The following is a 12,899-nucleotide window of genomic DNA, read 5'->3' as shown; positions in this document are numbered from 1 at the left end:
TTTAGAAGAAAAATATGAACCACGCCACGTTACTGATCTTTAAAATTGTCGCGGAAGAGCAAAGCATTACCCGGGCAGCCAAAAAGCTGGGCCGCGCGCAATCCAACATCACCACGCGCATCCAGCAACTGGAAGAAGAGCTTGATGTCGAGCTGTTCAAACGCGGCAATAAAAAAATGGTGCTCTCTACTGCCGGAAAGCAGTTCCTCGATTACGCGCTAAGAATACTGAGCCTTGCCGAAGAGGCGAAACAGGCATTGCACCCGACAAAGCCCGCCGGGCGCCTGCGCCTGGGGGCGATGGAAGCGACAGCCGCGAGCCGGCTTATTCACCTTCTTCCACAGTTTCGCGCGATCTGTCCGCAGGTCGAACTGACGTTGCATACCCAGCCTACGCAGCAGTTGACCGATCGGGTACAGCGTGCCGCCCTCGACTGCGCGCTGGTGAGTCTGCCGGTAACCGCCGAAGGTGAGCTTGTCTGCCCGCCGGATATCGATGCGATTCCCGTTTTTGTTGAGCAGCTGATGCTGGTGAGCACAACGGGTCCGGCAGATAGCAGGCTTGCAGCGTTCCCCAGGGGCTGCAGCTATCGGGCGCTCGGGGAAGCGTTTTTCGCCAGCGACGCGCGCGTCGAAATTCAGGATGTGGGTTCGTACCACGCCATGATCGCCTGCATTGCGTCCGGTGGTTATAGCGGTATCCTGCCGCAAAGCGTAATCGATATCCTGATTCTGCCAGACAACTGCCAGATTCAGCCGTTTAAGCAGGTACAGACCCAGCTCATCTGGCGCCGGGGATATATGTCCCCTGCGCTCAGTGAAATGCGGCAGCTGCTGACGGCAGCCGCCCCCTTTTAATGGCGCGCGCGTGCAGGCCTGACCGCAACCAGCCCAGCCGCCAGACCCAGAGAAGCTGCCGCCACAATCAGTGAGGGATTAAACGATCCCGTCAGGTTATGCAGCGTCCCGGCGACAAATGGCCCGATAATCTGTCCGACGCCATAAGTGGCCGTCATCGCCGCGATCATGTTGAATTTTACCCGTTGATTCAGCCTTCTGGCTTCCGGGAGCGCAATGGTAACGGTGCCCATAAAGGTAAAACCGACCAGCAGCGCGCTGAGCAGGCAAGCGAGCAGCGCCTGGCTAAAGGCTGGCAGTACAACGCCCGCCGCCTGGATCAGCAGATTGACGGTCAGCGCCCGCCGGAAGCCCAGCTTCACCACCAGTTTGTGCCAGATAAAGCATGAAGGTACCGCCGCAAGACCAAACAGCGCCCAGATTTGCACCGGATCGATCTGCGTCAGCGAAGCGGATAAAAACAGCGGCAGATAGGTTGCGGTAATGATGTAACCAAAGCCAGAAAAACCATATATCGCCAGTAATCGCCAGGCATCGGCGGTTGGTCCATCCGTCTCGGTTAAAGCCTGCGACTGCGGCGGCCAGCTCTGCACCTCATGGGCCGGCGTCAGCAGCAGGCGCACGACCAGTAAAAAGAGGATCGTCGCGCTAGCGGCGCAGATAAGCCAGATTTGTGGGCTGGAGAGCGCCCCACGCTTCGCCAGAGAGATACATTCGGCGGATAAAAATATCCCCATTCCAACGCCGGAAAAGAGTACCGGCGCACCGTGATGGTGTCTCATATGCTGAAGAAGCCATAGCGAGGCGGCGATCATCGTCACCGCACTCAGCACCCCCGCCAGCCCCCGGATAAGTATTATCCCCCAGGGTGAGCTCACCCACGCCAGTAGCGCCAGACACGCCAACGTGCCTGCCACCGAGGCGAGAGTCAGACGGGTGCTGTCAGCCGGTCGGGCTTTCGCCAGCAGTAGCGCCCCGATCAGATAACCCGCGTAGTTAACCGAGGCGGCCAGATTTCCCTGCTGCAGCGATAGAATCTGCTCATGCAGCATGACCGGGAGAATCCCGGTATAGGCAAAACGCCCGTATCCCATGCCGATAATCAGTACCACTGAACCGGCCAGCGCCAGCCACAAAGCCTGACGTTCCTGCCGCTGTTTCGTCGTGTTCACACGCTACCTCGCCGCTTAACATCTCAAAAAGAGAATGATGTTTCTCTTGTTGTCGTGGTAATGAATATGCCGGCCAGCAGGATATGTGGAGCGCGGGCCGACGTCTGCTGCCAGTGTAGAGTAGCCCGACGAAGATGCTTCGCTGAACAGCGAAGTGTGGGGGTTAATGCGACGGATAAATACGGGGGCTTGCAGCCCCCGTAACGGTTAGCGGTGACTGAGTGCCAGTCTGGCGGCAAAGAGCATAAATACCCCGCCGGTGGCGCGATCCATCCATTGGATAAAGCGCGGTTTTTTGAGCAGTCCGGAGGCGTAACGGGTTGCCAGGATCAGGGTTAATGACCACAGCGTACCGATCAACACATGAATGGCGACCAGCAGGAAGGTCCAGATGATCGGCGAGTGCCCTGCCGGGATAAACTGCGGCAAAAAGGAGACATAAAACACCCCCATTTTCGGATTCAATACGTTGCCGAGCATTCCTTTTAAAAACCAGTTGCTGGTAGACGGCGCGGCAGGCTGGTGCGTATCAAAGGCCTGACGTGGACGAAGCAGAAGCTGAAAGCCGAGCCAGCATAAATAGGCTGCCCCGCACCATTTCAGGATGTTATAGGCCACTTCCGATGCGGCAAGCAACGCGCCTAAGCCAAAAGCGACGATCGCGCCCCAGATAAAGCAACCGGTATCGATACCCAGGGCCGCCTGAAAGGCTTTTTTACCCCCTTCCACGGTTGAGGTGCGAAGGATGAGCGCGGTATCAAGGCCGGGGGTTAAAGTCAGAAGTAACGCGGCTAAGGAGTAAGCCAGAAGTGCATCGGTAACGGACATGTTCTCTCTCCGAAAGAGCTGATTCTATGGAAAACGACCCGCCCAGGCAATCAAATAACGGCGGCCTTAGCGTGATGGCGTTTCGCCATAGCCTGTAACCATGTGGTCACGGGGCGCACCGTTTTTCAGCGCACCAGGCGGTTCCACTCATCCCGGGTGATTTCCCACAATTCCGCATCCAGCATGCCCGCGGTAAACTGCTGTTTCTCTACGCGAATCAGGCGCATGCCGCTGTTCATCGAGATTTTCCGCGACCCCTCGTTGTCGCGGGCTTTTGGCGCACGCAGCACCTCCCGATGGAGCGTGTTAAACCAGAAATCGGTCACGCAGCGGCAGGCTTCGGTCATGAGCCCCTGGCGCTGCCAGGCCGGATCCAGCCAGAACCCGCGATTGTTATCCGCCTGGTCGGAGAGCGTAATCAGGCCGATAAGCTGCTCCGGGGCGACCTGGCGGCGAATCGTCCAGAACCAGCCGCTACCCTTTTCGGCAGCCGGTAAAGCAATCGTGTTCACATAGCGAGACGCCCCGTCATCCGGGAACGGCCACGGAAAACTGGCCGCCAGATGACGCACGATTTCCCATTGCGGAAACACCGCCTGAATCTGCGGCGCATCGTCTTTGACCAGTGGGACCAGCCGCAGCCTGTCGGTGGTTAAGAGTGGCGCTTTCACGGAGCCTCCTCGCGGAGCCATGGCGTAATGGTGACGCCCGTCAGCAGTCCTTCCGGGCTGAGCAGTCGGCTGACGGTCTGACCCCAGGGTTCTTCGCGGTTGGCAATCAGCAGCCGGTATCCTTTGGCAATCAGCACATCGGTGGCGACCTGAATGTCGCGCACTTCAAATTCAATCCACGCCTGGGGAACGGGCAGATCTGCCGGCCACTCTTCGCTGCCAAAGCAGGAGGTCGCCGCCTGGGCCAGCGGCCAGAGGGCAAAATGTTTCACTCCCGCCAGCGCATCCTGCCCGGTCAGCAGATAGTCCTCGTTACCCGCCATCCGTTGCAAAGGTAAACCTAACGTCTCGCCATAAAAGGCATGGCTCAGCGCGGTGTTTTGCGTGATGGGGCCGAATCCTGCGACAAACAGCACGGCGATATCGGTGAAATCTTTTGCCATCTTCCCTCCTGACGATGAACACAGAAACAGAGCCGGTAGAAAATTTATACATTGAATACGCAGACTTGCACAGATTCGTCTTGTCCCGACGCTAATTTTGGTGGGTTTGGCTAAAACAGCGGAAAAACGCATCCTGTGCTCGTCCGGATGACCGGGTCTGCGCTATGCTGCTCACACCTTCGTTTGAAATACCATGATGTTATGACCTCTTCAGTCAGTAATACTCAGCTTAATCTGCGCATTATCTCGATCGTTGTTTTTACCTGTATCTGCTATCTCTCCATCGGTCTGCCGCTCGCCGTCTTGCCGGGATATATCCATTACCAGCTGGGATACAGTACGCTGATTGCCGGTGTTGTTATCAGCCTGCAGTACATCTCTACGCTGTTCAGCCGCCCGCACGCCGGGCGCTATACGGATATTTGGGGACCGAAAAAAGTCGTCAGTCTTGGGATCGTCTGCTGTCTGTTGAGCGGGCTGTTCACGCTCGGTGCCGTGGCGCTGCAATCGGTGCCGCTGCTGGCGATTAGCGCTTTGCTGATTGGCCGTATTTTTCTCGGCGTCGGTGAAAGCTTTACCGCGACGGGGGCAACGCTGTGGGGAATTAAAACCGTGGGGGCAATACATACTTCGCGAGTGATCTCGTGGAATGGCGTGGCCACCTATGTGGCGATGGCGGTAGGCGCGCCGCTCGGTGTGATGCTGAATAGCGAGTTTGGTATCAGCGGTTTTGCCACGGTGGTCGTTCTGGTGGCTCTGATTGGCCTGCTCTTTGCCCGTACGCGCCAGGATGTCAGCGTCACCGCCGGTATCCGGGCGCCGTTCCACGTGGTGGTGCGCAAAATCTGGCCTTATGGTCTGGGTCTGGCCCTGGGGACCGTGGGGTTCGGGGTTATCGCGACCTTTATCACGCTCTATTTTTCCGCACATCGCTGGCAAGGCGCGGCATTTACCCTTTCGCTGTTCAGCGCCGGGTTTATCTGTGTTCGCCTGGTGGCGGGTAATATGATTACCCGCTATGGCGGCGTTCGCGTCTCTCTGGTCTGCTTCGTGGTCGAATGTCTCGGTCTGGTGATTATCTGGCTCGCGCCTTCCGCATGGATAGCCGGCCTCGGCGCACTGCTGACCGGCTCTGGTTTCTCTTTGGTATTCCCGGCGCTGGGCGTGGAAGCGGTCAGACAGGTTGAAGAACAAAACCAGGGAACGGCGCTGGGAACCTATTCGGCCTTTCTCGATCTAGCGTTGGGTTTGACCGGTCCCGTCGCTGGATGGGTCGCCGGATATTATGCTCTGGATACGATTTATCTGTTGGCCGCGGTGGTCGTCGTGCTGGCCTTCCTGCTGATTTTTCGTGTCTACCTGCAACAACGCGTGGGGTTGCGCCACGTATGAGCGACGGTCTCCGGTAGCCGCAGGTTACCGGGACCGGTAAAAAACTAATCAATAATTGACTGTGATTCCGCATCCGTGCCAACATCCTTGTCACGTCTGGTTACAGACGCACTGACGTGGCGGGTGGCATAACAGAGATCGCGTAATAAAAGATCCGGCCCGTGACGTAACCCAATCCGAATCACTGACCACGACGGTGAGTTCTTGAGCCTGGCGGGAAATACGCAAATGCATCAAAGCTTTAATCAGCGCGTTCATTTCTATTACTGCATCTTAGTCGCGCTGAAAATTCATGGAAAATCAAAAAAATCGGGTGGAATCAGAGGAAAGAACAATTTCCTGCTGAAATGGCTGCGCAAAGCTCAGGACAACAATATCTTCCACCCGGATATCACCAGCGAAATCGAATGGCTACGCGGTAAAATTATCCAGGCCGGATATGACACCGATCTGGAGCCGATGCTGGATTTCGTCTACGCCACGGCAAAACGCGCCGAAGCGCTCAAGGAGAGCGATTAACCGCCTGCACCTTGCACATGCCGGGCTCCCCGGCATCATCCACCAGTACACTCCGACCTCTATCCTATCTACCGCACGTGCGTGACATTGTCACAAAAATAGTCGCCATTCCCTCATCTCGTTCGAAAGACGTTTGATCCGACGGCATTGCCCTTTATGCTGGTGAACGCATCTATCTCATCCGGAGTCACCCATGGCCGACTGGAATCCCTCTCTGTATCTGAAGTTTGGCGCTGAACGTACGCGCCCCGCCGCTGAATTGATCGCCCGTATCGCACAGCATCCCGTCACATTTGCCGTCGATCTGGGCTGCGGTCCCGGTAACAGCACCGCGTTGCTTCATCATGCCTGGCCGGAAGCGACGCTTATCGGCGTCGACAGTTCGCCGGCAATGCTCGATGACGCCGCCCGGGCGCTGCCAAACTGCCGGTTCGTTGCCGCCGATATTCGCCAGTATCAACCCGAACGGCCCGCGGATCTTCTCTATGCGAACGCGTCGCTCCAGTGGTTGACGGATCATGAAACCCTGTTTCCGCAGTTGGTCAATCGGCTGGCGGATAACGGCTTGCTGGCGGTACAAATGCCGGACAACTGGCAGGAACCTTCTCATACGCTGATGCGTCAGGTGGCGCAAGAAATGGGGTTCCCGGAGAGCGGACGTCATCCGCTGCCGGGGGCACAGGCGTATTACGATATTCTTACCGCCTGCGGCTGTGAGGTGGATATCTGGCGAACGACCTATTACCACCCGCTGGAGTCGCACCAGGCGATTATCGACTGGCTGCAATCCACGGGGCTTCGCCCCTACCTGCAACCGCTCGACGCCGGGCAGCGGGAGGCTTTTCTCAATCGTTATCTGACGCTGTTGCAGCAACACTATCCGTTACAGTGTAACGGAAAGGTTCTGCTCCTGTTCCCGCGCCTGTTTATCGTCGCGCAGCGCACAGCTCATATCTGATGACAGAGACGCCCGGTGATATAGCGGTCACCGGGCGTCAGCGTCGTTTTGGTTGTTGTCATGACCGGCTTCTGGCATTACGCGTTTTTACTCATTGACCGGCAACTCATCCGGCGCCGCAGCTGCGTTACCAGGAAAGATGGTGCACCAGAGAGAGATCCCACGCGGTGGCCAGCAGCGAAAGAAACATAATCAGGTTAATGGCGGTCTCGATACGTTTTTCCATTTTTGATTCTCCTGAGTTATTTTCAGCCGCCAGGCGACGCTGAACAACGGCTTTTCTTTTAACCCGTGTTAACAGGTGATGCGATAACGCACGTAATCATCAGCGGGAGTGAATTCGTCATACAGTCGACGGGCCGGATTGTCGGTCTGCGTATGCCAGTAAAGGCGCGACCATCCTTGCTCTTTGGCTTCGGCTCGTAGCGCCTGCATCAATTGCCGGGCAATGCCGCGGCCGCGGACCTGCGGATCGACGAACAAGTCTTCCAGATAGCAAACCGGGGTTTTCACCCAGGTCCCTTCATGGAGAACGCATATTGCGAATCCCACCACGCGATCGTCAACCACCGCCACACGCCCCAGAACCGGCGAGCTGTGGTCCAGTAACCGCTGCCAGGTATATTCCGTGACATCGTCCGGCTGCGGGCTGCCATAAAAAGAGGTATAGCCTTGCCAAAGCTGCAGCCATTGTGATTTGTCTTGCCCACAGATCTCACGAATATCAACAACCATTGATTATCTCTCCTGATGCCCGAACTGCACCGGTTACGCGGGCGATCGATGTACACTTTTGCCGTTACGATAACCCATTATTTTCCTGGCCTAAAATTTCTTCAAGCGGCAGGGGCACAATTTGCACTTATTCGTCTTTATCTGTAAGCCCCCTTTCCGCTGTTTAGCGATTGCCCCTGAAGGAGCGACAGAACTGCACGGTCTGCTTTTTGATTCAGGGCTATTGTATGTTGTAACTAAAATGAGCGAATCAATAACCCGGCCGTGGCCGGGTCACCTTTTATCAACGATGTTTAGATCAGCACAACGGCTTCACCGCTTCACGCATTCCGCGTAGCAGAATCGCGTCAAGATCCCGCGTCACCTGTTCAACCAGACCATTAACCTGGGTCAGGTCCTGCTCCCAATGGGAGGTCACCGATAGCACCGCTTTCACCAGTTCGCCGGTGCCGATCTGCGCATCGCGATGCTGCGCCCACAGCGTCTGGAAACGGGTTATCCATTCGGCGTCATCCTGCACCGGATAAGTTTCGCCATCGCGCTCCGCGCGATAGAACGCAATCAACGCCGCCAGCGCAAACGTCAGACGCGCCGGTAGTTTACCTGATTTCTCCTGCCCTGCCAGCAGCTGCGGCAGAATGCGGGTGCGGAATTTGGTCATGCCGTTCAGCGCAATGGAGAGCAGCTGATGTTTGATATACGGATTGCGAAAACGCCCTGTCACCGCGCTGGCAAAAGACTCCAGTTCCGCGCGCGGCAGATCGAGCACCGGAATAATCTCTGCATAAATCGCTTTCTCAACGAACGCACAAATCTCCGGGTCGTTCATCGCTTCGCCAACGGTATCCAGCCCTGCCTGATAGGCAACCGGCACCAACGCGGTATGTGCGCCGTTAAGAATCGCCACTTTCCGCTCTTTGTACGGCTTAATATCATCAACAATCAGGACATTAAGTGGCAATTTATCCAGTCGCAGTTCAGCGGCCAGCGATTTGGGTCCCTGGATAACAAACAGATAGAAGTGTTCGGCGGTGGCGAGGAAACCGTCTTTGTAACCCAGCTGCGCTTCGATAGCCCCCGCTTCATCACGCGGGTAGCCGGTGACGATACGGTCCACCAGCGTCGAGCAGAACGCATTTGCCTCCTGCAGCCAGGTAATAAATGCCGCCGGCAGCGCCCATTCATGAGCATAGCGCAGCACCAGCTCGCGCAGCGCCTCGCCATTATAATCGATCAGTTCGCAAGGAATGATGATCCAGCCTTTATCCGCCGCGCCGGCGAAATGGCTGTAACGTTCGTATAGCAGACGGGTCAGTTTTGCCGGGTAGCTCACTGCCGGCGCATCTTCAAATCGATCGCCTGGGTGATAGCTGATGCCGGCTTCGGTCGTATTGGAAAACACAAACCGCATATCCGGGTTATGAGCCAGCTGAAGGAAGGCGTCGTAATCCGCGTAAACGCTGATTTCCCGGTTTACCGAACGGATCAGACGCGCATCGCTGACCGCTTCACCCCGTTCGTTCAAACCGCGGATAATGGTGGTGTACAGTCCATCCTGCGTGCTCAACGACGGGGGAAACGCGCTTTCTATGGGACGAACGATCACCACGCCGGCGTTCAGGTCGGTATGCTCATTCAGCAGATCAAGTTGCCAGTCGACAAATGCCCGAAGAAAATTACCTTCACCAAACTGGATAATGCGTTCAGGGTACTGCGCGCCGGGAAAATCACGACGGTTTAATGTTTTCACAATAGGTTCCCTCGTAGAGTGGTCATACAACCTGAGTAATTGGTGTAATAACTTAACAACTTTTCTAAGAGTAAAACCGTGTTTTGATCAAACCTGACTCTGTTATTACAGGATCTTATAGAACAGTGAGGTCGCCGTCATCGTTCCGTCCGGCATTAAGGCATAACGCGGAATTTCCCCGGCTTTTTCCCAGCCGCACTGGACATAGAAGCGTTCCGCGCCACTGCCGGTGGCCGTATCAAGCACCAGAACCGACTTGCCCTGCTCGCGGGCAAGCTGCTCCAGGTAGTTCATCAGCGCATTAGCCAGCCCCTGCCGTCGCGCATTTTGGTGAACCAAAAGTTTTGCCACGTCGGCGCGATGAGGCTGGTTTTCCGGTTGATCGATGACTAATTGTACCGTGCCGACAATCTGCCCGGCCTGTTCGGCCACCAGCACGAGGCGCTCCCCGGCCGCCACGCTTTCGGCGATGCGCAGCCAGAACGTTCGCGCCGTTTGCAACGAAAAAGGCAGCATAAAGCTGACGGAGGCGCCGCTGTTAACGCAATCGGCCAAAATATCGCTCAGTGGGGAAAGGTTTTCGAGAATATCAGCACGCGAAAGCGTACGAAGAGAAAAGGATGTGGTCATTGGTCACTCCATGAAATTGACCACATCACTATGTTTTTAACTTATATTTAACACAAGCGGAATTGTCATTCCGTTTTCTTATTACTGATTCTCCGCCAGCGTCGGGGTGCAAATCCGATTGCGTCCGGCTTGCTTCGCATTAATAAGATAGTCATCGGCAGCCATCAGCAGTTGATTAAACAGCTCGGTGATCCGTCCGCCGCCGACCGGACGACACTCCAGCCCCATGCTGAGGGTCAGTTTGATCTTGTGCGGCCCCCAGACAAAGGTTTGCGCCGCCACGCCCTGGCGAATTTTCTCAGCCAGCAGCTGACCCTCCTGCGGCGTTGCGCTCAACATGGCGACGGCAAACTCCTCCCCGCCAATGCGCGCCACCAGCCCCTGCTCGCCCACCAGATCCCGCACCCGTTGGGCGAACTGAGCCAGCACGCAATCTCCGCACTCGTGGCCCCAGCTATCATTCACTCGCTTAAAGCCATCGATATCCAGCAACATCACGGTAAGCTGCTGCGTTGCTGATTGCGGTTGACGCTTCAGCGCCTCGCTCAGACCGGAACGCGAGTAAACCCGCGTCTGGAAATCAAAATCAGCCCGTAGCGCCAGCTGTTTCACCAGGTTATTGATCGCGTCAACGCTGGAGGCAACAATCACCGGGCTGATTAACATCGCCGCAATGCCAAGGCGGGTCGAGAACAGCTGCCATGGCTGCAGATGCGCATCGGGAGAGAGATGAATTAATGCGTTCGCGACCAGCAGGATCTCACCGATGCCGGTGAGGAAAGTCAGCAGACAGGTCAACGGCAGCGGATAACGAATCGCACACCAGATCAGCGCAGGCAGCGGGAAGGTGATACTTTCGGCGCCCCCTACGGCGACGCCAAGAATAATGGACAGCACCAGCACCATGACCGGCAGCAGCTGACTCCAGCGGAAACCGCTTAACGTCGAAGGGATCGTCACCGTCAGGATAAACGGCAGGATCAGCACCGCCGTCGAGAACTGTTCGCTAAACCAATCGGCCAGCAGAGAGATAAATGTCTCCCGCTCTACATCCATCGAGCCAAGCGTCCCCACGGCGGCGCTCAGGAAAGCCGCCAGCAGGCAGTAACAGAACAAATTCAGCACATTGATCGGGCCCGGCATGGAATCAGTCCGTCGCTTATCCCACAGCAGCAGCTGCGCCAGGCTGACGATAAAGACAATATTCGAGAAATTAATCAGCAGCGAGGCAAAGCCCATCCCCCAGCGTGAGGTCAGGCCGTCGTAGACCATCATCGCCACAAAACAGGTGGCATAAAAATAGCTACGATTGAGCCAGACATAGCGGGCGAAGATCCCGACCATCACGGCATTCAGCGGCCAGAAAAAGGACAGTTCCTGGACCAGACGCAGCATGGCACCGAAAAAATGGAGCAACAACGTTATGGTGAATAACACCAGCGCGTCACGCACGGGATGTTCCTCACGAAACAGCGTGAATAACCGAATCGACAGTGAAGACATTCAGTGATTATCCGTCTAATTGTTTCAGGCAATTATTATGTTAATAATTAGTTAGCGGATTATCATAACATGAGAATATTTATCCAGCATACCCATGACGGATAAATGCGCATTATTGAGGGCCGGATAAATTCATCTGGATAACCAGCCAGCGATGGATAACCTGCACCACATAGTGCTGCTCGCGGTCTGTCAGTTCGCGACCGGCGGGAATATCATGCCACTTCGCCAGACAGCCACGACAGCAGGTGGCGGTGGCATGCTGGGCGATAAACACCGGATGCCCGCGCATCGGCGTCTGTTTACCGTCATTTGCAATATGCGCCGGCGCCAGACGGCGGGCAATAAAATCCGCCGCGTGCTGGTCGATGGTCTCCGGCCCTTTATCGACACAATACTGCCGCTCTTTACTGCCAAGATGAAAGCGGGAACGAAAGGTCGAACGCTGGAGACGGGCAAATAAATAATCCATGTTCACCATCAGAATACCGACCTTCCCAGGCGTTGGGTGAGTTTTTCCAGTACCGCGGTTCCCGCCAGCGAGTTACCGGCCGCATCCAGTTCCGGACTCCACACCGCGATAGCCATCTCCTGCGGGACAATAGCGACAATACCACCGCCTACGCCAGATTTTGCCGGCAGTCCGACGCGCCAGGCAAACTCGCCGGCGTTCTGATACATCCCGCTGGTCATCATTAAGGCATTCACCTGCCGCGACTGGATCGGGGCAATCACCGGGGTATCCAGATGCGGAGCCACCCCGCGATCGGCGAGAAACAGAAACGTGCGCGCCAGTTCGACACAGCTCATTTCCAGCGAGCAGTAGTGAAAATAGTTTTGCAGGACCGTCGCGACATCATTATGGAAGTTGCCGAACGATTTCATCAGCCATGCGATCGCGGCATTGCGTGCCGAATGTTCGAACTCCGAACGCGCCACCAGCGGATCATACGCGATATCCGTCACCCCACTCAGACGACGCACGATTTCCAGCATTCTCTGCCGCGGCGCGCTCAGCCGGCTTTGCAACATATCGCAGACCACCAACGCGCCGGCATTAATAAAGGGGTTGCGCGGTTTGCCCTGCTCGATTTCCAGCTGTAATAACGAATTGAACGGCTGTCCGGAAGGATCTTTCCCCACCCGTTGCCAGATTTCATCCTCCTGATAGTGGTTCATCGCCACCACCAGGCTCAGCACTTTAGAGATGGACTGAATAGAAAAACGTTCGTGGGCATCGCCGGCAGAATAGTGTTGACCCTCCACCGTACAAATCGCCACGCCAAGCTTATTGCCGCTTACGCTTGCCAGCGCCGGAATATAATCCGCCACTTTGCCACGCCCAATCAGCGGCCTGATTTCTGCCAGAATCGTCTCCAGCATTGCATTATTGATGACCGTCGCCACACCCGGCTCCTTGCCCGCCGTCAAAATTCGGGCT

Annotated in this window: 14 protein-coding genes; 4 read left to right on the top strand and 10 right to left on the bottom strand. The window is 56.1% G+C overall.

What is annotated here, in order from left to right; genetic code table 11:
* The first annotated feature begins 14 nt into the window (after positions 1-14).
* The gene (locus BV390_RS11200) at positions 15-857 is read left to right on the top strand and encodes a LysR family transcriptional regulator (RefSeq protein ID WP_085396933.1); all 843 of its coding nucleotides are present in this window, start codon (positions 15-17) and stop codon (positions 855-857) included.
* On the opposite strand, the gene BV390_RS11195 is transcribed toward BV390_RS11200, so the two are convergent.
* From BV390_RS11195 to BV390_RS11180, 4 genes are all read right to left on the bottom strand, one after another.
* Positions 854-2,029 carry a YbfB/YjiJ family MFS transporter gene (locus BV390_RS11195; RefSeq protein ID WP_085396932.1) on the bottom strand — a complete coding sequence of 392 codons (1,176 nt, stop codon included), beginning with the start codon at positions 2,027-2,029 and terminating at the stop codon, positions 854-856. The two genes, BV390_RS11200 and BV390_RS11195, sit on opposite strands and share 4 nt — an antisense overlap.
* Positions 2,030-2,236: 207 nt before the next feature.
* Complete coding sequence (locus BV390_RS11190) at positions 2,237-2,857, bottom strand: LysE family translocator (protein ID WP_032687653.1); 621 nt, start codon at positions 2,855-2,857, stop codon at positions 2,237-2,239.
* Positions 2,858-2,982: 125 nt separating this feature from the next.
* Positions 2,983-3,528 (bottom strand): GNAT family N-acetyltransferase, encoded by a 546-nt coding sequence (locus tag BV390_RS11185; RefSeq protein WP_085396931.1) that lies wholly within the window; start codon positions 3,526-3,528, stop codon positions 2,983-2,985.
* Complete coding sequence (locus BV390_RS11180; protein ID WP_032687649.1) at positions 3,525-3,971, bottom strand: VOC family protein; 447 nt, start codon at positions 3,969-3,971, stop codon at positions 3,525-3,527. Before BV390_RS11180 ends, BV390_RS11185 begins: the two co-directional genes overlap by 4 nt.
* A 201-nt stretch (positions 3,972-4,172) precedes the next feature.
* Here BV390_RS11180 and BV390_RS11175 point away from each other — a divergent pair, with 201 nt between their 5' ends.
* From BV390_RS11175 to tam, 3 genes are all read left to right on the top strand, one after another.
* Positions 4,173-5,363: an MFS transporter gene (locus BV390_RS11175; RefSeq protein ID WP_032696161.1), complete on the top strand. Its 1,191-nt coding sequence runs from the start codon at positions 4,173-4,175 to the stop codon at positions 5,361-5,363.
* Positions 5,364-5,591: 228 nt separating this feature from the next.
* Positions 5,592-5,882: a hypothetical protein gene (locus BV390_RS11170; protein ID WP_004862141.1), complete on the top strand. Its 291-nt coding sequence runs from the start codon at positions 5,592-5,594 to the stop codon at positions 5,880-5,882.
* A gap of 193 nt (positions 5,883-6,075) precedes the next feature.
* Entirely contained in the window at positions 6,076-6,840 is a 765-nt protein-coding gene (gene tam / locus BV390_RS11165; RefSeq protein ID WP_032687646.1) for a trans-aconitate 2-methyltransferase, read from the top strand.
* A 294-nt stretch (positions 6,841-7,134) separates the two neighbouring features.
* Here tam and BV390_RS11160 read toward each other — a convergent pair whose 3' ends face one another.
* The 6 genes from BV390_RS11160 to glsB all read right to left on the bottom strand — a co-directional run bounded on the left by BV390_RS11160 (position 7,135) and on the right by glsB (position 12,865).
* Entirely contained in the window at positions 7,135-7,575 is a 441-nt protein-coding gene (locus BV390_RS11160; protein WP_032696160.1) for a GNAT family N-acetyltransferase, read from the bottom strand.
* A 298-nt stretch (positions 7,576-7,873) separates the two neighbouring features.
* Entirely contained in the window at positions 7,874-9,325 is a 1,452-nt protein-coding gene (locus BV390_RS11155) for a tagaturonate reductase (protein ID WP_046852484.1), read from the bottom strand.
* Between the two features lie 105 nt (positions 9,326-9,430).
* Positions 9,431-9,955 (bottom strand): GNAT family N-acetyltransferase, encoded by a 525-nt coding sequence (locus tag BV390_RS11150; RefSeq protein WP_032687641.1) that lies wholly within the window; start codon positions 9,953-9,955, stop codon positions 9,431-9,433.
* Positions 9,956-10,036: 81 nt separating this feature from the next.
* Positions 10,037-11,458: a GGDEF domain-containing protein gene (locus tag BV390_RS11145; protein ID WP_032696158.1), complete on the bottom strand. Its 1,422-nt coding sequence runs from the start codon at positions 11,456-11,458 to the stop codon at positions 10,037-10,039.
* 112 nt (positions 11,459-11,570) lie between these two features.
* The gene (locus BV390_RS11140) at positions 11,571-11,939 is read right to left on the bottom strand and encodes a DUF4186 domain-containing protein (protein WP_032687639.1); all 369 of its coding nucleotides are present in this window, start codon (positions 11,937-11,939) and stop codon (positions 11,571-11,573) included.
* On the bottom strand, positions 11,939-12,865 hold the full coding sequence (glsB, locus tag BV390_RS11135; RefSeq protein WP_032687638.1) for a glutaminase B: 927 nt from the start codon (positions 12,863-12,865) through the stop codon (positions 11,939-11,941). Before glsB ends, BV390_RS11140 begins: the two co-directional genes overlap by 1 nt.
* Between the last annotated feature and the right edge of the window lie 34 nt (positions 12,866-12,899).

Source organism: Klebsiella sp. YJ (assembly GCF_002108615.1).
Lineage (GTDB): Bacteria > Pseudomonadota > Gammaproteobacteria > Enterobacterales > Enterobacteriaceae > Klebsiella > Klebsiella planticola.
The sequence above is the reverse complement of the archived record's forward strand: the minus strand, read 5'-3'. Positions and strand labels throughout refer to the sequence as shown.

What these genes read in the sequence shown, in the direction of transcription:
- BV390_RS11200 (WP_085396933.1), top strand. Translation starts at nt 15, where the DNA reads ATGAACCACGCCACGTTACTGATCTTTAAAATTGTCGCGGAAGAGCAA.
- BV390_RS11190 (WP_032687653.1), bottom strand. Translation starts at nt 2,857, where the DNA reads ATGTCCGTTACCGATGCACTTCTGGCTTACTCCTTAGCCGCGTTACTT.
- BV390_RS11180 (WP_032687649.1), bottom strand. Translation starts at nt 3,971, where the DNA reads ATGGCAAAAGATTTCACCGATATCGCCGTGCTGTTTGTCGCAGGATTC.
- BV390_RS11175 (WP_032696161.1), top strand. Translation starts at nt 4,173, where the DNA reads ATGACCTCTTCAGTCAGTAATACTCAGCTTAATCTGCGCATTATCTCG.
- BV390_RS11170 (WP_004862141.1), top strand. Translation starts at nt 5,592, where the DNA reads ATGCATCAAAGCTTTAATCAGCGCGTTCATTTCTATTACTGCATCTTA.
- tam (WP_032687646.1), top strand. Translation starts at nt 6,076, where the DNA reads ATGGCCGACTGGAATCCCTCTCTGTATCTGAAGTTTGGCGCTGAACGT.
- BV390_RS11160 (WP_032696160.1), bottom strand. Translation starts at nt 7,575, where the DNA reads ATGGTTGTTGATATTCGTGAGATCTGTGGGCAAGACAAATCACAATGG.
- BV390_RS11150 (WP_032687641.1), bottom strand. Translation starts at nt 9,955, where the DNA reads ATGACCACATCCTTTTCTCTTCGTACGCTTTCGCGTGCTGATATTCTC.
- BV390_RS11145 (WP_032696158.1), bottom strand. Translation starts at nt 11,458, where the DNA reads ATGTCTTCACTGTCGATTCGGTTATTCACGCTGTTTCGTGAGGAACAT.
- BV390_RS11140 (WP_032687639.1), bottom strand. Translation starts at nt 11,939, where the DNA reads ATGGTGAACATGGATTATTTATTTGCCCGTCTCCAGCGTTCGACCTTT.